18 protein-coding genes are annotated in these 21,182 nt (G+C 51.9%); 8 read left to right on the forward strand and 10 right to left on the reverse strand.

Features of this window, described 5'->3' with window-relative positions; translation table 11 throughout:
- Positions 1-152 precede the first annotated feature (152 nt).
- Entirely contained in the window at positions 153-1,496 is a 1,344-nt protein-coding gene (locus GOB58_RS03255; RefSeq protein ID WP_173559337.1) for a GntT/GntP/DsdX family permease, read from the forward strand.
- Between the two features lie 49 nt (positions 1,497-1,545).
- On the opposite strand, the gene der is transcribed toward GOB58_RS03255, so the two are convergent.
- The 4 genes from der to GOB58_RS03275 form a co-directional block, all read right to left on the reverse strand.
- Positions 1,546-2,985: a ribosome biogenesis GTPase Der gene (der, locus tag GOB58_RS03260; protein ID WP_173559515.1), complete on the reverse strand. Its 1,440-nt coding sequence runs from the start codon at positions 2,983-2,985 to the stop codon at positions 1,546-1,548.
- Positions 2,986-2,998: 13 nt separating this feature from the next.
- A complete protein-coding gene (locus GOB58_RS03265; RefSeq protein ID WP_086554934.1) occupies positions 2,999-4,390 on the reverse strand; it encodes a PQQ-like beta-propeller repeat protein in 1,392 nt (463 codons plus the stop codon).
- Between the two features lie 8 nt (positions 4,391-4,398).
- Positions 4,399-5,091 (reverse strand): hypothetical protein, encoded by a 693-nt coding sequence (locus GOB58_RS03270; RefSeq protein ID WP_086554933.1) that lies wholly within the window; start codon positions 5,089-5,091, stop codon positions 4,399-4,401.
- Positions 5,092-5,272: 181 nt separating this feature from the next.
- Positions 5,273-5,650 carry a hypothetical protein gene (locus GOB58_RS03275; protein ID WP_173559338.1) on the reverse strand — a complete coding sequence of 126 codons (378 nt, stop codon included), beginning with the start codon at positions 5,648-5,650 and terminating at the stop codon, positions 5,273-5,275.
- Between the two features lie 158 nt (positions 5,651-5,808).
- Between GOB58_RS03275 and GOB58_RS03280 the strand changes: the two genes are divergently transcribed.
- Genes GOB58_RS03280 through hisI form a run of 5 tightly spaced genes read left to right on the forward strand, consistent with a single transcriptional unit; the run spans position 5,809 to position 10,873 of the window.
- The gene (locus tag GOB58_RS03280; RefSeq protein ID WP_173559339.1) at positions 5,809-6,714 is read left to right on the forward strand and encodes a glycosyltransferase family 9 protein; all 906 of its coding nucleotides are present in this window, start codon (positions 5,809-5,811) and stop codon (positions 6,712-6,714) included.
- The gene (locus GOB58_RS03285; protein WP_242005212.1) at positions 6,711-7,775 is read left to right on the forward strand and encodes a glycosyltransferase; all 1,065 of its coding nucleotides are present in this window, start codon (positions 6,711-6,713) and stop codon (positions 7,773-7,775) included. Before GOB58_RS03280 ends, GOB58_RS03285 begins: the two co-directional genes overlap by 4 nt.
- Positions 7,775-9,541 carry an asparagine synthase (glutamine-hydrolyzing) gene (gene asnB, locus GOB58_RS03290; protein ID WP_173559340.1) on the forward strand — a complete coding sequence of 589 codons (1,767 nt, stop codon included), beginning with the start codon at positions 7,775-7,777 and terminating at the stop codon, positions 9,539-9,541. The genes GOB58_RS03285 and asnB overlap by 1 nt, the downstream gene beginning before the upstream one ends.
- Before the next feature lie 34 nt (positions 9,542-9,575).
- Positions 9,576-10,451 (forward strand): CAF17-like 4Fe-4S cluster assembly/insertion protein YgfZ, encoded by an 876-nt coding sequence (gene ygfZ, locus GOB58_RS03295; RefSeq protein ID WP_173559341.1) that lies wholly within the window; start codon positions 9,576-9,578, stop codon positions 10,449-10,451.
- Positions 10,448-10,873 (forward strand): phosphoribosyl-AMP cyclohydrolase, encoded by a 426-nt coding sequence (gene hisI / locus GOB58_RS03300; RefSeq protein ID WP_086635552.1) that lies wholly within the window; start codon positions 10,448-10,450, stop codon positions 10,871-10,873. Before ygfZ ends, hisI begins: the two co-directional genes overlap by 4 nt.
- 22 nt (positions 10,874-10,895) lie before the next feature.
- Here hisI and lpxB read toward each other — a convergent pair whose 3' ends face one another.
- Genes lpxB through tauD form a run of 3 tightly spaced genes read right to left on the reverse strand, consistent with a single transcriptional unit; the run spans position 10,896 to position 14,370 of the window.
- Entirely contained in the window at positions 10,896-12,080 is a 1,185-nt protein-coding gene (lpxB, locus tag GOB58_RS03305; protein WP_173559342.1) for a lipid-A-disaccharide synthase, read from the reverse strand.
- Positions 12,081-12,109: 29 nt separating this feature from the next.
- Complete coding sequence (locus GOB58_RS03310; RefSeq protein ID WP_265792302.1) at positions 12,110-13,468, reverse strand: amino acid permease; 1,359 nt, start codon at positions 13,466-13,468, stop codon at positions 12,110-12,112.
- The gene (gene tauD / locus GOB58_RS03315; protein WP_407651720.1) at positions 13,465-14,370 is read right to left on the reverse strand and encodes a taurine dioxygenase; all 906 of its coding nucleotides are present in this window, start codon (positions 14,368-14,370) and stop codon (positions 13,465-13,467) included. The genes GOB58_RS03310 and tauD overlap by 4 nt, the downstream gene beginning before the upstream one ends.
- 260 nt (positions 14,371-14,630) lie before the next feature.
- On the opposite strand from tauD, the gene GOB58_RS03320 reads away from it, so the two are divergent.
- Both GOB58_RS03320 and GOB58_RS03325 read left to right on the forward strand, forming a co-directional pair.
- Positions 14,631-17,066: a TonB-dependent receptor gene (locus GOB58_RS03320; RefSeq protein ID WP_173559344.1), complete on the forward strand. Its 2,436-nt coding sequence runs from the start codon at positions 14,631-14,633 to the stop codon at positions 17,064-17,066.
- A 142-nt stretch (positions 17,067-17,208) separates the two neighbouring features.
- The gene (locus GOB58_RS03325; protein ID WP_173559345.1) at positions 17,209-18,648 is read left to right on the forward strand and encodes a SulP family inorganic anion transporter; all 1,440 of its coding nucleotides are present in this window, start codon (positions 17,209-17,211) and stop codon (positions 18,646-18,648) included.
- Positions 18,649-18,702: 54 nt separating this feature from the next.
- Here the strand turns inward: GOB58_RS03325 and GOB58_RS03330 are convergent, their stop codons facing one another.
- The 3 genes from GOB58_RS03330 to msrP form a co-directional block, all read right to left on the reverse strand.
- Positions 18,703-19,407: a YfdX family protein gene (locus tag GOB58_RS03330; protein WP_173559346.1), complete on the reverse strand. Its 705-nt coding sequence runs from the start codon at positions 19,405-19,407 to the stop codon at positions 18,703-18,705.
- 147 nt (positions 19,408-19,554) lie between these two features.
- Positions 19,555-20,178 (reverse strand): protein-methionine-sulfoxide reductase heme-binding subunit MsrQ, encoded by a 624-nt coding sequence (locus GOB58_RS03335; protein WP_086554922.1) that lies wholly within the window; start codon positions 20,176-20,178, stop codon positions 19,555-19,557.
- Between the two features lie 3 nt (positions 20,179-20,181).
- Positions 20,182-21,135, reverse strand: a complete 954-nt coding sequence (msrP, locus tag GOB58_RS03340) for a protein-methionine-sulfoxide reductase catalytic subunit MsrP (protein ID WP_173559347.1) — start codon at positions 21,133-21,135, stop codon at positions 20,182-20,184.
- Between the last annotated feature and the right edge of the window lie 47 nt (positions 21,136-21,182).

The raw sequence follows: 21,182 nt of genomic DNA on the forward strand, positions 1-21,182 counted from the left end.
CGACCTGGCGAAAGACCAGACTAGAATACTCCTGTTTAACCGGGCACACCTTCTGCTTCCCAAAAAGAGGAAACTATTTTAACTGCTCTTTCTTCTCTCTGATGATCTCCACTCTTGACAGAGCGGCTATATACCCATCCAACATGCCTGCTATGACACCTTTACTCGCTACCGGCCTCACCTCATCCGCCATTGTTGCTCTGATCGTGCTCATCGGCTGGGTGCGCCTTAACCCATTTATTACACTCTTTGTCGTTTCCATCGGTCTGGCAATGATAACAGGCATGCCTGCTCCTGCCGCTATCTCGTCATTCGAGGCGGGCATGGGCCATGTCCTCGGGCATGTCGCCGGCGTCATTGCAATGGGAACTATGCTTGGTAAAATTCTGGCTGAAACCGGTGGTGCTGATCAGATCGCTCTGACTATCTCGCGCATTGCCGGTAAAAAACGCCTGAGCTGGGCCATGATGGTTATAGGCCTGCTTGTGGGCCTGCCTGTTTTCTTCGAAGTCGGCTTTGTGTTGCTTATTCCGCTGGCTATGATCCTGAGCCGGCGCAATGATATTGCCCTGACACGGCTCGCCTTTCCTATGGCTGCAGCTTTATCTGTGACCCATGCGATGGTGCCGCCTCATCCTGCAACGCTGCTTGCCTGCACAGCCTACCATGCCAATACCGCACGCACCCTCTTCTGGGGGATCGTTATCGGCACACCCATCGCAGCTATTGCCGGCCCCGTTTATACCCGCCTGATTGTCCCCTGCCTCGGGCATGTGGAGCCAAGCCCTCTCGAAGATCAGTTTACTCATGCACGGGAGAGCAAGAAGCTACCTTCTTTCCTGCTCTCCAGCTTCACCCTTCTTGCTCCGGTGGCACTCATGCTGGGCGGAGCCATGGCAGATTTCATCTGGTCACAAGGTTCCTGGATTTATGATCTGCTTCATTTCCTTGGGAATATGGACATCGCCCTGCTGGTCGCGACCCTTCTGTCATTCTGGCTTCTGGGCAGTGTGTGCGGTTTTTCACGCGAGACTATTCTTCGCTTCTCTAACGAGTGCCTTGCTCCGACTGCGACCATCATGCTGCTGATTGGCGCAGGTGGTGGCTTTGGGCGCGAACTGATCGACAGCGGGCTTTCACACGCTATTACCGACATGGCTCTTAACGTGCATGTACCCCTGATTGTTCTGGCGTGGCTCCTGGCTTTACTCGTCCGCGTTGCCACCGGCTCTGCCACAGTTGCCACCACAACGGCATCGGGCATTGTCGGACCAATACTGGCGACAAGTCATTCGGTCTCGCCTGAGCTGCTGGTGATCGTCACCGGTGCGGGCTCGGTTGGACTTAGCCTGATGAATGATGCGGGTTTCTGGCAGATGAAAGAATATCTGGGGATGAACCTCAAACAGACACTCAAAAGCTGGACTGCGATTGAGAGCCTTATTGCTGTTCTGGGGTTAATGATCTGCTGGCCACTTTCGTGGTTTATTCACTAAGAGCAGAACTCTGGCCGCACCAGGCGGCCAGACAGACGTCGCTTTAAAATTAACGACGCTTCTGATCAGCGTATGGGTTTTTGGTCCCACGCAGCTGAAGACGCACTGGCACACCTGGCAGATCAAACGTCTCACGCAGGCCATTAACCAGATAACGTTTATAGTCATCGGGAAGCAGTTCAGCACGGGTGCCGAACAAAATAAACGTAGGCGGGCGAGACTTTGCCTGCGTCATATAACGCAGCTTAAGACGACGACCATCAACCAGTGGTGGTGCATGACGCTCAAGCATCCCCTCAAGCCAGCGATTCAGTGCACCGGTTGAAATACGGGCATTCCATACCGTACAGGTCTCACGTACGACAGGAAGCAATCTGCCCACACCCGCCCCCGTCAAAGCCGAGAACGTCACAACAGGTATACCACGCATCTGTGTCAGAGAGATGCTCAGACGGTCAAGAATGGCCTTGCGGGTCTCATTCCGGTCTTCAACAGCGTCCCACTTGTTCAGTGCCAGAACACAGGCACGCCCTTCGCGTTCAATCAGGCGGGCAATCTGCAGGTCCTGCTCGTGCACTCCAAGGGTTGCATCGAGAACCAGAACAACAACCTCTGCCATTTTCAAAGCTTCAATCGAAGCTGATGTTGACATCTTCTCGAGCGATTCATCAATACGGGCTTTACGACGCAAACCTGCCGTATCGACAATTTCAAACTCTTCGCCGTTATCATGGAGCAGAGCCGAAATAGAGTCACGAGTCAGGCCTGGCTCAGGTCCGGTAATCATCCGCTCTTCGCCCAGCAGGCAGTTCATCAGTGTCGATTTACCTGCATTGGGACGGCCAACAATAGCAATACGCACAGGACCGGGAGGCCGTTCTGGCAGAACGTATTCCTCACCCTCTTCCGGCTGAACCTCAGGAATAATTTCCGGCTCGAACTCCGGTTCTTCTTCTGGTGGCTCTTCAGGCAGATGATCAACAATTTCGAACATCAGGTCAGAGAGACCTTCACCATGCTCTGCGGAAACAGGAACAGGTTCGCCAAGTCCCAGAGCATACGATTCCATAACTGAAGCCGCGCCGGAACGCCCCTCAGCTTTATTAGCTACCAGCAAAACGGGCAGGTTCTGACGACGCACCCAGCGGGCAAAATGCTGGTCAGCAGGTGTAACCCCTGCACGGGCGTCAATGCAGAACAAAATCAGCGCAGCCTGTGCCACAGCCTCTTCAGAGGAAGTGCGCATACGCCCGAACAGCGTTTCAGGAGCGGCCTCTTCAAGACCTGCCGTATCAATCAGGCGGACTTTACGTCCGCGGATAACAGCCAGCCCTTCCTTACGGTCACGCGTGACACCGGGGGTATCAGCAACCAGAGCCTGCCTGCGCCCTACCAGACGATTAAAAAGCGTTGATTTACCAACATTCGGGCGACCCGCGATAACAACAACGGGTAAATCTGCGGTCGGTAAGGGTGCTACCGGGCGCATAGGTTTACGACGATCAGCCATAAGAACGCAGCTTTCCGTCATTTGTAATAATCAGCATTTGCTCATCAACAACAATCGGAGGCACATAAGAGACATCTTTCGATGCCTCTACTTCTATGAGCGCTCCGTTTACAGGGTTAACTCTGACAAAACCATTTTCAACCAGAGTACTCATACAAATCAGCTGACCACCGGCCATAACCGGACCAATCCAGCTGATAATATCTTTACTAACTTCAACACGACGAAAACGCCGCAGCTGCGTAATCCAGCGCACATGCCCTGACAAACGGTCAATACAAATCAGCTGCTCATCAAGCGAGAGAACATACAGCCAGTCACCAACACACAGAATGCTGTTCTGACTGGCAATAGCGGATTCCCACAATCTGCGGCCTGTACGAATATCAACCGCAACCAGAACCTGCGCCATGCTGACAGCATAAACCACGCTATCAACAATAACGGGCAACCCTCGGACACAGGAGAGGTTAAGCGTACTGGCCTGACTGTTTACGTCGCCGAGCATATCACTCCAGACAACCTCACCGGTCTCAGCACGAAAAGCTATCAGCTCACCGCCACCAAAACCCGCAATAACAATGCCATTGGCATAAGCCGGGGCTGGCTGACCAAAGACCGTTGTCTCGACCTCTGACGCAGCATAGGTCCATATCTGCCCGCCGTTTTTCGCATCAAGTGCGTAAAACGTTTCATCAAGTGCGCCACAAAATAAACGACCATCAACCAGGGTTGGTGCAGAACGCCCGGGGGCTGACAGGGCCGCACGCCACAGTGGTTTTCCGGTTGTAGCGTTTATCGCTATAGCCTGGCCGATGCCACACACGGCATAAACCGTATCGCCGTCAACAGCGAGACCACCGCCAATGTTGCTGGATTTGGAACGTGAACCAGGATTAAACGTCCAGATATGTGTCATACGCGGCCAGGCGTAAGCACGAATAAAGCCCTGGGCATCCATAAAGAACAGACGGCCACCTTTTATCACAGGCGGGGACTGAATAATGCCTCGTCCAAACGAACCAAGAGCAGCCCATGCAAGCAGGTCAGGCTCTGAGATACCGGCACCGACATCTTTAGCCCAGCGCTCATTCAGACCATGCCACACATAATTATCACTGACATGAGAAGGCTGACGCCCGACCATCTGCCAGTCGTGCACCGTAACAGCGGGCGGCAAAGAAATCGGGTTATGATCTTCCCGGTCAACAGCAAGCTTTACACCTGAAGATAAAACATCGGTTCTGTGCCCGACCAGAATAGGCTTCTCGTTATCTTCAAACATGCTGCATCCGGCCAGAAACGGCAAAGAGGTCGCAGCTGTCAGCAACGACCTCCGGTTTATCTGACCTCTGGACCGACGAGCGGTGTCTTTTTTACGCATAAAATCCCTCACCCTGCCGGAGCCTCAATTACCTCAAGCATTGCCTGAGCCCGGCTCCTGACACCTGATGGTATAGCCTGATCTTCTGCCAGAGCCGCAAATTTTTTTCGCGCCGCGTCTACTTTCCCTTCTCTCAGGTCAAGGATAGCAAGCGATTCACTGGCAAGAGCAGACCACGGCTTATCTTTACCTGACAAAAGAGAAAGACGAGAGCGCAGCATAGCCGGATCCCCGTCATCCACCTGGCGCTGACACCACAGCAGGCTGGCCAGGCTACGCAAAAGCGGGTCTGCCCGCTCGTCATTCTGTACAAGATCCCAGGTCGTCAAAGCAGCTTTTATGTCTCCCTGAGCTGCCTGAACCCCACCTTCCTGCAGGCGGGCAAGGGTTTTTATCCCTTCCGGACTTGTCGTCGCAAGCTTACGCAAACTAATCAGACCTGCCTGCGCTGTCTCTGGCAGAGCAACCGGACCGGCTGAAGACGGAGAAATATGATCAGTCTGCCTCAGAGCGGAAAGGTAAATACCAGTTTTTAAGAGCAAATCAGCGTTTTTACCTGACACACGCCAGGACCATGCAACGCCTGCGGCAACGGCAAAAACCGCAACGACTATACCAGCGCCGGCATAACGGCGCGCGATCTTACGCACACGTTCAGCTTTTAAGTCGTCCTCTACTTCTCTGAAAACATCCTGTGCCACGTTTTAAGCCTGATCCCGTTATGCTGATATACCATGAGTTGAGCGGTTCACGTTTCTGCCCTACATCTGCACGACATACAAGATGTCAGAGCAAAAACACTCTCAGCTACTGTGTATTACTGACACAGCAGCTTCTGATTGAAAAGAAAGTGCTACTTCACTCATGTAACATGATAAAAATTTAATTGCTGCTGAATTTTTTACTGCCAGCTTTCAGGACGGTGGATATCTGAGCAAAATGTCCGGCAATACGCTTTTGCACAAGCTGGCTGCCCTCATGCACATGAGTAATACGCTCACGTGCTTCATTGCTGATCGCATTTTCCTCTTTACTGGCAGCTTTAACAACACAGCTGTGATAGATTTTTGCCGCCTTCTGATATTCTGTCGCCTTATCTACACTGGCATTATACCTGGCAACTGTAGACACATCGAGCGCAGGCATAGCCGGCTCTGCACCACATGAGGCAGGAGCAGCCCACTCTGCGGCCTGGGCTGCCGGCATAACAGATAAAGCGCAGGCTGCAGTCACTGAAAACAGCCACAGATTCGTCTTCATAACTCTTTGTTCTTTCTTCATTCCTCAGGGCGATACCCGCCTCTGTGATGTTAAACATACATTAAAAATCACAGATTGCTCAGCCTTCTCTTACAACAGTCTGTTCTGTTTATAATCCTGGCTTGGAAAAGTGCTGACCTGCGTATAAGCACAGCTATATGCGTATTCTTTTTATCACAGCAACGCGACTGGGTGATGCCGTACTTTCTACCGGCCTGCTTTCTCACCTTCTGACTATCTGGTCAGATGCACAGTTTACGGTAGCCTGCGGACCTGTGGCAGCCGGACTGTTTGAGCACATGCCGCGCCTGCAGCACCTCCATATCATGACAAAACGCCGTTATGACCTGCACTGGTTTGATTTATGGAAGGCCTGTGCGGGTCATAAATGGGACATAACGGTAGACCTGCGGGGGTCAGCTGTTACTTTTTTACTTCGCTCAGGCAAGCGTTACATTATGCGCGGAGGACGGCGCCCCGGCCTGCGCACCGAACATCTGGCGCAGGTGCTCCACCTTTCGCCCCCCCCCTCACCTGTTATCTGGACCAGCGAAGCAGACAGGCATTACGTAAATACTTTTCTGCCTGCTCACACGCCATTAATTGCACTCGGCCCGACAGCAAACTGGAGTGGAAAAATCTGGCCGGCTGAAAACTACCTCCCTTTGTGGAAGGCACTCTCAGAACGCTACCCGCAGGCCCGGCCTGTTGTTTTGTATGGCCCCGGCCCACAGGAACAGGCACTTGCACAGCCTCTGCTGGATACACTCCCTGGTGTCATTGACGCTGGCGGAAAATTTTCTCTTTCACAAACTGCCGCTATCCTCATGCGCTGCAGGCTGTATATCGGCAATGATTCGGGGCTGATGCATCTTTCCGCAGCAGCCGGAACGCCGACACTGGGGTTATTTGGCCCGTCCCGCGTTTCTGAATATGCCCCTTCGGGCCAGCATACCGCCTGGGTTGTCGCTGATGGCCCTGAAGGGCATGCTCCTATTACCGGCCTTTGCGTAAGCACTGTAACCGAAGCTGCTCTGACCATGATGGACTCTTTGCCCTTATGACCTCTCCCACAGCACATAACGGTCCCCCGGCCTCTTCTCTCCGCGTTGCACACGTCATGGCGGGGGCAGTCTCTGGCGGCGCAGAGTTATTTTTCGAACGGCTGTCTGTCGCGCAGGCGCAGGCGGGGCTTTCGGTTCTGCCCGTTATCAGGCGCGATGAAGCACGGGCGACGCGCATGACGGCCGGCAATCTGCCACCGGTGCAGCTGGGTTTTGGCGGGCTGACTGACTTTAACACACGCCCGCAACTACGCAGACATCTGACAGCCTTTAAACCGCGTGTGACTGTTGCCTGGATGAACCGTGCAGCAAGATTAACGCCTGTCGGAGACTGGATTCTTGCCGGCCGCCTGGGAGGTTTTTATAATCTTTCTTACTATAAATCCTGCGATCACCTGATCGGCAACACACATGGTCTCGTCACATGGATGAAAGAACAGGGCTGGCCGGCAGATCGTGTACACTACCTTCCTAATTTTGCAGACGATCTGACGAACGTCCCTGCAACACGCCCGGCAGGCCTGCCTGATAATGTTCCGTTTTTTCTGGCTCTTGGCAGATTACATACGAACAAAGCCTTTGATGTACTCATCAGAGCTATGCGGCACCTGCCGCATATTCATGGTGTTATCTGTGGAGAAGGCCCCGAGCGCCAGGCTCTTGAAGATCTGGCCCGTAAAGAAGGCGTTGCAGACCGCCTGCTTATGCCCGGCTGGGCCACACAGCCTGGCGGGCTGATCAGGGCCAGCTCTGTTCTGGTCTGCCCGTCACGCCATGAACCTTTAGGCAATGTCGTTATCGAAGGCTTTTCAGCTGCCAGGCCTGTTGTGGCCGCGGCATCACAGGGACCGTCAGAACTGATACGTCATGGCGAAAACGGGCTGCTCGCCCCGGTGGAGGACGACCGTGCTCTGGCTGAGCAGATCGCCCGCGCTATGGAGGACAAAATCCTCGCAGAGCGGGTAGCTCTTGCCGGACGTGAAGATTACGATAACATTTTCTCCACCGGGCCTGTTCTGTCTGCCTGGTCTGATTTTCTGAGCACAGCGGAAAAAGCCTGATGTGTGGTATCGCCGGCATTGCCTATAAACCTGACGCAACTCCGGTTGCGCAGGACACCCTCAATGCTATGGCTGCTGCCCTGCACCATCGCGGGCCAGACGGCGCCCACTTTGCCCGTATGCCACGCATTGACCTTATTCATACCCGCCTGTCGATTATTGACCTCAAAGGCGGCGACCAGCCTCTGACCACAGGCACCGGCACACTGGTTGCCAACGGCGAAATCTATAATGACCTGCATATCCGCCAGGCTTTTGGCAAAGATCGGTTTAAAACCGGCAGTGACTGCGAATCGCCCCTGGTCATGTGGGAACAGACCGGCGCTGATTATACTGCCTGCCTGAGGGGCATGTACGCCATTGCGCTCTATGACAGTTCACGCGACCTGCTGTTACTCTCGCGCGATCCGTTTGGTATTAAACCCCTTTACATCACAGAAGGTGAGTTTGGCGTTGCCTTTGCCTCAGAACCCGAAGTGTTATTACAGGCAGGGTTTGTCGCACGGGCTGAACGCACAGACGCTCTCCACGAACTGCTGCAGCTTCAGTTCACAACCGGACGGAATACATTATTCGAGCGTATTCAGCGGGTTATGCCTGGCGAGACACTGCACATTCAAAGCGGGCGCATCATTAAACGACAAACGCAGCCTGCTCTGCCCAGGGCCTCTTCCCTGACGCCCTTCACATCTGAAACAGAAGCACTGGCAGCGCTCGACCAGGCCCTGATGGATAGCATTGCTGCTCATGAGCGTTCAGATGTACCTTTTGGCCTGTTCCTTTCCGGCGGCATTGATAGTGCCAGCCTGTTAACTGGTATGAGGCGCCTGAATACTTCAGAAAAATTACGTACATGGACAGCAACCTTCTCTGGCAGCACTGCCGCTGATGAATCTGACATCGCCCGTGAACTGGCACAGGCAGCACAGGCAGAACATGAAACAGTCAGCATCACAGAAGCCATGGTATGGCAGCACCTGCCAGCCATAGTTGCCTGCATGGATGACCCCGCGGCTGATTACGCTATTATTCCCACCTGGTTTCTGGCCCGCAAAGCAGCTGAAGAGGTACGCGTTGTCCTCTCCGGGGAAGGTGGCGATGAACTGTTTTGTGGCTACGGGCGTTATCGTTCAGCCACGCGCCCATGGTGGAGAGGCAAACGCCCGATGTGGCGCAAAGGTATGTTTGACGGACTTGATGTCTTACGTGCATCTCCTGCAGGCTGGCGCGATGGAATCAGCCTGACCGAAGGCATGATACCTGCACCACCATCTCCTCTTTCAGCTGTGCAGAGCGTTGATGTTGCTGAATGGCTGCCTAACGACCTGCTGCTGAAGCTTGACCGCTGCCTGATGGCTCATGGTCTTGAAGGACGAACTCCCTTCCTCGACCCGGTTATTGCTGCCTGCGCCTGGCGACTGCCTGACACACTCCGTGTGAATAAAAACAAAGGAAAATGGCTGCTGCGCCGCTGGCTTGAACAGCACTGCCCGGCAGCCCGCCCTTTTGCTCCCAAACAGGGCTTTACAGTTCCTGTCGGCCACTGGATTGCACAACAGGGACAAAGGCTCGGTGACCTCGTTGCCAGGCAGGACAGCATTCAGGCCATTGCACATCCTGACCGTGTGCGGGCTTTGTTTAAAGAAGCCTCAGGCCGAAAAGCAGCCCCCGCAGCATGGACCCTGCTTTTTTACGCCCTGTGGCACCGCACCCACATACGTGCCCTGCCCTCCCAGGGTGATGTTTTTGAAACACTAAGTGCCTAAGTTAACACAACATATCCATCAGGGAGAGAGCAGTATGTCATCCGCTACACCCTCACACCTCGTACGACTAACAGGCCGGACGGTTATTAAAGTCTCAGGCCCTGACCGCATTAAGCTTTTGCAGGGACTGATAACAGCCGACCTCACAACACTCTCCCCCGAAACGCCGGCTTTATGGTCAGCTATTCTCACCCCGCAGGGCCGCTGGCAGGCTGATTTTTTTGTTATTCAGGACCCGGACGACACATGCCTGCTACTCGACTGCGCTGCAACACAGGCTGAAGACCTTAAAAAGCAGCTTTCACGCTTTAAACTCCGCTCGGATGTACAGCTTGAGCTGACAGGCCTGACAGTCTGTGCCGCATGGGGCAGCAGGCCCGCCGCAGACATTGCCGAAAATGCTATTATATTCGCTGATCCACGCAGAGCTGAGGCCGGATGGCGGCTGATTGATACCCCGCCTGAAACAGCTGAAACAGCAACAGAAAGCGATTATAACCTGCACCGCCTGGCACTCGGCCTGCCAGATGGCGTGCAGGACTGCGAACAGGGGCGCACCCTTGCAGCTGAAGCCAATATGGACCTGCTGGGTGCTTTGTCCTGGACCAAAGGCTGCTATATGGGCCAGGAAGTAACCGCCCGCATGCATTACCGCACATTGCTCAAACGTCGCCTGGTGCCTGTTGCCGCAACGCATCCCCTGCCTGCACCTGGCACGCCTGTTTTTGCAGGTGAGGCAGAAGTTGGTACCATGCGCTCATCACAGGATCATATCGGCCTGGCTCTTCTTAAAGTTTCAGCTCTTGAACACCCCCTCACCTGCGATGGTATCACGCTGACACCCCGCCCGACGGAATGGCTTAAACCCGCTATTGACGCCCTCTCTTCTTCGGAAAACTCACAACCATGACCCGCAAAGCACCTGACGCACAGACTCTCAGCCTGATGCTTGATAATGTTAAATTTGATAGTAATGGCCTTATTGCCGCCATTGCACAGCAACACGACACCGGCGAAATTCTGATGCTCGCCTGGATGAATCACGAGGCTCTTGAAGAAACTCTGCAAACTGGCCGCGTATGTTACTATTCACGCAGCCGCCAGAATCTCTGGCGTAAAGGCGAAACTTCAGGCCAGACCCAGCAACTGATTGAAGCGCGCCTTGACTGCGATGGCGATGCTGTTCTGCTGCTTGTCGACCAGACTGGTGTTGCGTGCCACACAGGCCGTAAAAGCTGCTTTTACCGCTCGTTCACAGAGGATGGCCTGAAAGAAATCAGCAAGCCTGAAATCGACCCCGGTCAGCTCTATGCCAGACCACATAAACATTAAAACTAACGCTTTATCCTGACACTCAGCGCGGTATAATTTTACCGCGCCTGACCAGCAGGGTCAGCACCTCCTGGGCGGCGGCGTCAGCCGGCAGGCACCCCTCCGGCCCTTTCAGGCTATTGATAACCTCTTTAAAAGCTGCTTTTTGCCTCAGAGCAACTTCGGGCTTATCAAAAAGACGCTGTACAGCGCGAGCCAGAGTGTGCGGGTTACATTTCTCCTGTAACAGCTCAGGCACAATTTCCCGTTTAGCGAGCAGATTGACCATAGCCACATAAGGCACACGAATAAGCCTGCGCGCCATCATAGCCGTAAGCGGGTTAACCCGATAAGTAACTGCCATTGGCACGCCTGCCATTGCCAGCTCAAGTGTTGATGTACCTGATTTTGTTAAAGCGGCGCCGGCAGCTGCAAAGGCATCATGTTTATCTTCAATATCCGTCACAATAACCGGCTTTACCGGCCATTGTACTGTTTGATGCAGGACTGTAGCAGCCACGACAGGAGAAACCGGAATAACCGGCACCACATCTGGCATCATACGCTGTAAAAGGGTCAGCATTTTACCCAAAACTGGCAACAGGCGGGGCACTTCAGAGCGACGGCTGCCGGGCATCAGCACCAGTACGCGGGCACTCTCTGAAAGCCGGTATTTCCGACGAAAACGCTCAGCATCTCCCTGACAGGCAGAAGACTGAATAACCGGGTGGCCGACAAAACGAGCCACTAAGCCATGCTGCCTGAAAAAATCCTCCTCGAAAGGCAGAAGGCACAGAAGTTCATCCCACAAGCCTGGGAATTTTTTCACCCGCTTTTGTCGCCAGGCCCATACCTGCGGAGCAACATAATGCACACGCAAACAGGCCTGCCCTGCAATACGCCTTAACAGACGCAGCGCAAAACCAGGGCTGTCGATAGTAATAACGAGATCGGGTTTCTGGCGCGCAACATCTTCAACAGCCTGATCAAGACGAGCAGAAAGGGCACGAACACGCGGCAGAATTTCAACCAGGCCCATCACTGCCAGGTCACGCATAGGGAAAAGACTTTGAAGCCCCTCCTCCTCCATGCGTGTGCCACCTATTCCGACAAAACGTACAGCCGGCGCATAAGCCCGCAGGGCAGACATCAGACGGGCGCCAAGCACATCTCCACTGGCTTCACCGGCCAGTATCCAGACAAGAAAGGGGGTGTCACTGCGTATCATAGCCATACTCCCCCAATAGAACACTCCTCCTATCCGGCGCAATCACCATCAGAAGAGCGCAGCACTCTGAAACTGACACCAGTTGCAAGAGCGATAAATACAAAGGCTATAAGGCCATCAAGTCTGCTTTCAGGAAAAAGCGGGATGACAAGGAACAAAAAACCCATCAGCAGAGCTGAAATACTGGCCAGCAAGCCTGTCGCCCTTAGTGCCTGAGCACGTGAAAGCCGCAGACAGGACAAAGACACCATAAAATAAACGAACAAAATTAATGTACCTGAAGCCCCAAGCAGAATCGCATAGACATGTGAAGGAGACCAGACAGCGGACAACACTATCAGCACTTCAAACACTGTACTCAGGGCAACGGCCCGTAATGGCACCCCATAACGTGAGGAATAAGCCAGCCTTGCCGGGGCACAGCCCAGGTCTGAGAGCTCGCGCAACACGCGTGACACAACGTATTTCGAGGAGTTAAGGCAGGAGATCACCGCCACAAGCGTCATGATAATGACCGCAGAACCAGCGAACGGGAATGCCAGATAATCCATCACCAGCAAAAATGGCGAATGGCCCGAATGTACGTCAGTCCAGGGTCTGAGACACAAAATAACCAGTACTGACCCCAGATAGAACAGTAAAACCAGAAACGGAACACGCAGAACTGTACGCCGGATATTTTTCTCAGGCTCATCACTTTCAGCAGAGGCAACAAAAGCTATTTCACAACCGGTAAAAGTCTGCACGATCATTGGCACAACAACCGGGACAGCCCACAGGCCAAAAGGAAAAAAACCGCCATGCCCCATAAGATTTGCGTGAACCAGATTTACGGAATCAGGTGTTTTTGCAAACCAGTAAACGCCAAGGCCGACAAATAATGTCAGGCTCAGTAATTTGAGCACTGACAAAATTACCTCACTTTTCCCATAGGCCCGCACAGGCATGGCATTAAGTAAAAGTGCGAGAACAATCAGAGCAGCAGACCCGGCAAAAGCCGGGATAGCAAACAGGTCATTGAGGATAAGCCCCCCGGCAACAGCCTGCGCCCCTCCGGTTACGACCCACAGAAAAGCGTAGCTCCAGCCGGCAACAAACCCGCTTCGTTGCCCAAGAACACCCGAAATATGTGAAATAAACGATCCCTGCCCTTTTTGATAACGGGCCAGACGCCCGAGCAAAATCATCACAACCCAGACAAGCGCACCAGCCAGCAGATAAGAGGCAAGCACAGCAGGCCCGGCGGCAGAGATTGTCGCAGAAGTACCAATAAAAAGACCAGCGCCAATAATGCCGCCAACAGAGATCATAGAAACGTGCCAGTCAGCCAGTTTCTTCTGTGTTACATCTGAAGAAACCGGGCTTTTACGCACGACAGTCACTGTCACAAAACGGGTTTATCTGCCGGACCAAAAGGCTTGTCTCCCAGAATGGTAATGCGATGCATAATACGGCGACTGGGCCGGTAATCATCCGTCGCATAATGTTGTGTGATGCGGTTATCCCAGAATGCGACATCACCCGCACGCCAGGACCAGCGCATATGAAATTCAGGACGTGCCATATGACGAAATAAAAACGCCAGTAATGCTGCACTTTCCTCAGCATCAATATCACAGATTTCTGTCGTGAAACCCTCATTAACAAAAATGGCTTTTTGTCCGGTTTCAGGATGCACACGAATAACCGGATGTTCAACAGGCAAATGGCTGTTGCGAATTTCAGCCCAGCGACGGCGTTCCTCCTCCGTTCGTCCAAAACGTGACAAAGGAAAGGACCGTGTAAAATCGTGCAATGCGGTCAGATTGTCCAGATGGACTTTCATAGGCTCTGACAAAGCATCATAGGCGGCTGTGCCACTGGCCCATAGCGTATCTCCGCCTATTTCAGGCAGGTGGCGGGCGACCAGGATGGCCCCCATAGGCGGTGTCTCAGAAAATGTGACGTCTGTATGCCACAAGGCATTATCTTTCAGATCATTCTGAGCAGTATCAAGCACAATGGCCTCAGGCACATCAGGCACCGTAGGATAAACAGGATGCCGGTGCAGCGAGCCAAATGCCAGACCAAGGTCACGATGCTGGCGCGGTGTAATTTCCTGATCACGAAAAAACAGCACCTGATGCTGAAGCAAAAGACCACGAAGAGAGGCGATATCAGAGACAGAGAGCGGCTTATGCAGCTCCACGCCCTTAACGACAGCACCAATATGAGATGACAGGCGTTTGACCTGCCATTTCTGAGCTGCCTTGTCTGTAAAGTTATTCTGATAAACTGCTAACGCCATCATACTCATCCTTCACGCTGCACATTATGAGCACACAGAATGTTTCCACGATTTTTGTAGCATATTACAGAAAACACATAAAAAACAACGAAATTAATTCGTTTATTTTTAATATACGTTTTATTTTGTGTGATATTTATGTTTCACTGCCTTATTTATTTATTAATCAAACTTACGATGATCATGTTTATATCTAAAAATTCAGGGCGTCTTATGCTAACCGCAGTGGAATTCGCCCTTATGTTTTACCCAAAGGTTTTCGCATGAAAATTTTCTCCTCAGTCAGATGGCTGCCGGTATGCGGCATATTTTTCCTGGCCGAGACACATGCTGCGACCTTACATACAGGCAACACATCTCACCCCGCTCATACCGCAGCACCCAAAAAGAAAAAAAAGGGAGCCGCCCCGGTCGCTCAGTCTGAAGAACTGGCTGTAAGCGGCCGACATATTCTGCGCTCTTCACAAGTAACGCTCAGACACCAGATTCTTGAGCAGCAGGTACCCGGCACCAACCCCCTTAAAACTCTGGCGCAAATGCCCGGTGTGCAGTTTCAGTCTGACGATCCGCAAGGTCTCGACACTTACTCTAACCAGCTCTACATGCATGGCTTCCAGCAAACGGCTATTGGTATGACCCTTGATGGTATGCCGCTGGGTGAACCTACTTTTCGTAACTATAATGGTCTGAACCCTATCCAGGCCATTTCATCTGAAAATGTTGAACGCCTTGATGTCACCCAGAGCGCCGGGGCTGAATCATCCGCCAGCACCAACAATCTGGGGGGCACGATCAACTATGTCTCCTCATCACCGCGGGACAAAATGGGTGGGCAGATTAACCAGACCTTTGGCAGTAATGCGCTATACCACTCTTTTTTCCGTTTTGATTCTGGCAGACTGAACGACAGCGGCACAAAATTTTATGCCTCTTATATGCGTAACCAGACAGATAAATGGAAAGGCGGCGGTGACCAGTTTATGCAACAGGTCAACGCCAAGCTGGTACAACCCATTGGCAGGCAAAGCCAGGTGTCAGCCTTTTTTGACTGGGACCAGCTACAAATGGTCAACTACCAGGATTATACGCCCAACTGGCTGAAAAATAACGGCTATTATATTGATAATTTTTATGGGCTGCCTAACGCCTGGCAGAATGCCTATAACGCTTCGGAAGGAAAATTTCCGGCATCATATAAAAATATTAACGACCCGAAAGATGCCTCTTATTATGACAGCACAGCGACATCAGGGGATTACTTTGGCGGGGTAACAGCTGACCTGCTGCTGACAAATAAACTACGCTGGAAAACCACATTTTACGGCCATGAGGAAACCGGGCACGGCACCTATGCCAACCCTTATGCCTGCTCAAACCCCACAGCCAGCCCCTGCCCGGTTGAAGACGATAAAGTACGCCTTAATGGCGGGCGTATTTTTGAACAGGTGCGCAAACCCTATATCGAGCGTTATGGCATTCTTTCATCATTTAATTATTCTATAGGACATCATGCCATTTCAGCTGGCGTATGGTATGAAAACAACCATTACTCAAGCTTTGCCTATGCGTATCAGCAGCCTTTGCCTGGTGAGGGCTCTCCCCTGAACCCGTTTGGCAGCTTTAAAGGCGTACCCAGACGTACCCTCTGGGGGCAGCAGTATAATACCAATACATTCACGGCCTTTGTGCAGGATACCTGGCACCCTGTACCGTCACTTGCTCTGCATTTTGGCTTTAAATCTATGCAAAATGTCACACGGGTTGGCGATGCACAAAACTGGAGCCTGATGTACCCCACTCTCACCAGCAGCCAGAGCCTGACAACAGCTTATGCTTTTCTGCCACATATCAGTGCTGACTGGATTTTCCTGAGAAAACACCAGATTTTCTTTGATATTTCTAAAAATGCCCACGCCTATTCTCAGTCAGGCTATAACTCCAGCAACGCGCCAATGGCCGTCTCACAGGCAGCCTATAACGCAACAAAGGACTCTCTACGTCCGGAAACTGCATGGACCTTTGCCGCGGGCTATCGCTATACCGACAAAATTGTTCAGGCCAGTCTGTATCTTTACCGGACAAACTTTAACAACCGCCTGCAACAAATTCTTTCAAACACAGGCAGTGGTGCCCTGCTCTCAAACACAACGGCCACAGTGCAGAACGTAGGCGGTGTCACCATGAATGGTGTTGATGCCGGCATTACAGTTATGCTGGCTCCGCGCCTGGCACTGTTTAACAGCGTAAGCTACAATCATTCAGTCTATGATCAGAACATTTCAAGCGGTGGCAAAACCTATAATACAAAAAACCATCAGGTCGTTGCCTACCCTAAATTTATGTATAAATCGCGCCTCTCTTATGAGTATCACAGCATTGAAGCCTATGTTGATGCGCAATATTACAGCCGCCGCAGCTTTGACTATGTTGGTGACTTCAAAATGGCTCCCTACTGGATGAGCGATCTTGGTCTGTCTTATACCCTTCATGACATAGGCCTTAGCTCAAAACGTGCGCTTAATGTGCATAAGATCGTGTTCTCTTTTAACATCTATAACCTGTCAGGCACGAAATATGCCTCAACAATGGGGCAAAACGGTTTCACGATGGATAACTCAAACAACAGCGCTTTTAACAATCAGTCCATTCTGCTTGGTGCTCCGCGCCAGTTCTTTGGCTCCATCCGCGCTGAGTTCTGAGCCGCGCTATACCCTCACACACCACAGGCTAACATGCTGAGGGTATTCAGCTCTTACATTCCTGGCTCTGTCACGATAAACTGTTCGCTCACCCTTTTTTAATAAACAGAACAGTATCGTCTTTGAGACAGAAAGGTTTTGTGTGACCGTTAACCAGTACATCCGGGAATGGACAGACAGTCCTGTCAAAAACATTCTTGCCGGCATGGTGGGAACCTTCGCTCTTATTCCTGAAGTTATCGCTTTCTCCTACGCTGCAGGTGTTGCCCCTGAGGTCGGCCTTTTTGCCTCCTTTGTCATCAGCATTGCCATTGCCATAACAGGCGGCCGGCCCGGTATGATTTCGGGCGCGGCAGGTTCAGTTGCTCTGGTCGCAGCCGGCCTGGTGCATAGCCACGGCTTTCAGTATCTGCTACTTGCCACCGCCCTGGCTGGCCTTATTCAAATTCTTTTTGGCGCGCTAAAACTACAGAGCATGATGCGTTTTGTTTCGCGCGATGTTGAGAAAGGATTTGTCAACGCGCTGGCTATTCTGATTTTTTCAGCCCAGCTGCCACAAATGATCCATGTCAGCTGGCAGACCTATGCTCTGATCGCGCTGGGGCTGGCGATCGTCTATCTTCTGCCGAGAATAACAACTACCATCCCATCCCCTCTTATCTGCATCCTGGCACTCACAACAGTAACAATGGTCTGGCCGATGCCGGTTCATGTCGTTGCAGACCTGGGTGCCTTACCAAAAGGTCTGCCTGCCTTTACTCTGCCTGCTGTGCCCTGGTCGTTAGAAACTTTGGAAATAGTGCTGCCATATTCTGTGGCAATGGCCATGGTGGGTATTCTTGAATCTTTGCTGACCGCCACTGTTGTTGACGAAATGACAGACACTCACAGCAATAAACGAATGGAATGCACCGGGCTTGGGATTTCAAATATTCTCGCAGGCCTTTTTGGCGGCATGGCTGGCTGCGGTATGATTGGTCAGACTGTTGGCAACCTGCGCTATGGTGGCAAAGGCAGACTTTCAACCTTTACGGCTGGTGCTTTTCTGCTTCTTCTGCTGGTAGTTTTTCACGATTTCGTTGCAAAAGTGCCCGTGGCTGCACTGGTTGCCATTATGATCATGGTTTCTGTCAGCACGTTTTCATGGTCATCTCTTAACGAGCTTATACGCCACCCCCGCCTCTCCTCAACTGTTATGCTGGTTACTGTGGGGGTTGTTATTCTCACGCACGACCTTGCAGCCGGCGTTGCCTGTGGCGTGTTGCTGAATGGTTTGTTTTTCTCATTTCAGGTGATGAAGCTTTTACATGTCACCAGCCAAACCAGTGCCGATGCACAAACCATAACATACTATGTTGCGGGACAAATCTTCTTTGCTTCAACTGACATTCTTAACGATGCCATAGATTTTCAGGCACCGGAAAGCACAATTGTGCTCGACTTAAGTCAGGCAAGAATATGGGATATAAGTGCGGCGGATACAGTGGAGAAAATTGCAGCCCGCCTGCGAGGCAGAGGAAAAACGGTCACATTTATCAATGTTGACCAGAGCTCTGCAGCTCTTCTGAGAAAAATCGCGTAACCAACACTAAAAACTACTTTCCCCGCTTTATAACAGCGGGGAAAGCATAAAAACTTACTTTTTCACCGGTGCTGCTGCAGCAAGCGCAGCTGCTCCCGGAGGAGGAGGTGCTGCCGTAATAAATACATTATCAGAGATGAAAATAATGCCATTCAGGATATCTGAAATCGCATCCAGAGCTTCCTTGCTCTGCTTCGCTTCAGCGAAAACTTCAGCGCGGTGCAGACTGGCAAGAGTATCGTTCAGAGGTGCCAGAGCAATCATCAGGTCACTGTCCTGACCGACCACCTGAAATACCTGTGCTGCCTGATCCGTCTGACCAGCTTTCAGCTTATCGTTAGCTGATTTAACAGCCTGCTGTTTTTCAGGCACCAGCGTATCATCAACAACAAACTGACCACCAACGGGGATCCAGGTTACTGTGCCGGTCGTGCTTTTATGTGCAGGTGCAGCCACATGACCTGAAGCGGCCGTCAGCTGTTTTTCATCTGCAAGAAATTTTTTCTCTGACAGACCCGCAGCCTGCAGGTTTTTCTGAGCATCAGCCAGAAGAGGAAGAGCTTCGCTGGTTTTTCCCTGGTTCAGCAGAGCCTGAATCTGGAAAACGTCAGTAAGAGTTTTCTGCCCCTCGCCGGAGAGGCGTTTAAGAGCGCGCCCGGCTTTATAATTTTCCCAGTCGTTATGCAGTGTATCGGCATGGACTACCGGTGTCATCAGAGCAAAACCAGCAAGACCAGCAAGCAAAAATTTCATTCGCATCGTAATACTTTCTGTCAGGATGTCTAATCAAAAGAAACATATCATCTGCAATGAGCAGCATGGACCCCCTCACCTGCAAATGCAAGCCTGCCGCTCATCTCTTTTGTCGTCATATTTGTTGTATCACAGGCTGTTATTTTCTTACATTCAGGCACGGCGCGGGGTGCGACCTTTCCTGATCAGACGAAAAGACAGGAAAATACAAACCAGAGCAGCATACACAAAAGGCTGCACATGCCACGTTTTAAACGCGATCATATAATGGATACTGGCCAGGATAGCCGCACCATACACCAGACGATGCAAAGGCCGCCACCAGCGCCCCAGTGCCTTTATTGTTTTACGGGTTGACGTCAGCGCCAGGGGTAACAAAATTAAAAAAGTCAGCAAACCAAAAATCAGAAAAGGGCGTGTTGTGACATCACGCCACAAAACATGCGTATCAACATGTCTGATCACAACCACATAAAAGAAAATATGTAGCGCAGCATAAGTAAACGCCAGCAGGCCCAGCGGCCGGCGCCAGAGCATAAGGTCAACTCCCGCAAAGCGCTTGAGCGGCGTAATGGCGAGGGAGAGCAGTAAAAAACGTATCGCATAACGACCAAAATCATGCAGGCAGTAGTGTGCAGGGTCAGGCCCCAGATTGCCCATAACACCGGCTGTAAGGTCAAACACGAACGGAGCCAGAAAAAACAGATAAAGCAGCACCTGCCTTTTAACGGGAGTAAACCCGTTTTTTTGTCGCGAAGAGACTGACCGCCCTGACATCACCTAAAAATCCTTATTCAGATCCATGCCTTTATAAAGCCCGCTTACCTGCTCTGCATATCCGTTAAAAAGCTGAGTGGGTTTACGTGCTGTATAAAACAAACTCCCCTGCCCAATAATCTGCTCACTTGCCTGGCTCCAGCGCGGGTGATCAACAGCAGGGTTCACGTTGGCATAAAATCCATATTCATTCGGGGCCATGACGTTCCAGCTTGCAGGTGGCTGTCTATCGGTGAGCGTAATGCGCGTAATCGACTTGATGCCTTTAAAACCATATTTCCATGGCACCACCAGCCTGACAGGCGCGCCGTTTTGTGCTGGCATCGTCTGCCCATACACACCAGTTGCCAGAATAGTTAACGGATGCATTGCTTCATCAAGCCGCAGTCCCTCAGTATACGGCCATGTCAGAGAAAATGCCCCGCCTCTCTGCCCCGGCATCTGCTCAGGCCTGACGACAGAGGTAAACGCAACGTAACGGGCTTCGCTTTTAGGTGAGACTGCACGCAACAGCGCACCAAGCTCAAACCCGTTCCACGGAATAACCATCGACCAGGCTTCAACACAGCGCATACGATACAGGCGGTCCTGCTGCCCGAACTGACGGATCAGTTCATCAATATCCCACACCTTCGGGTGGTCAACCAGCCCGTCAACCTGCACACGCCAGGGCCTTGAAACAAAATCACCTGATAAAGCTTCAGGATCAGATTTATCCGTCCCGAATTCGTAAAAATTATTATAATGCGTAATATCATTCAGCGATGTCGGTTTATCAGGCGCAGGCCAGCCCCGCCCGTCAATCTGCCCTGCCTCTGCTGCCAGAGCAGAATAAGGCGACACACCGGCTGCTACCACGCCCATAGCTGCTGAGGCTATCATTTTTCTGCGAGAAAGAAACAAATGACGCGGTGTGATCTCTGAAGGGGCTGGTCGTGGATAGCGATAGACTGTCATAGTTCATTATCCCTGCTGGATAGTCGCCCGGTCGTCAGTTATGGGCA

The sequence above is a fragment of the Acetobacter thailandicus genome (genome assembly GCF_011516655.1).
In the GTDB taxonomy this organism is placed as follows: Bacteria; Pseudomonadota; Alphaproteobacteria; order Acetobacterales; family Acetobacteraceae; genus Acetobacter; species Acetobacter thailandicus.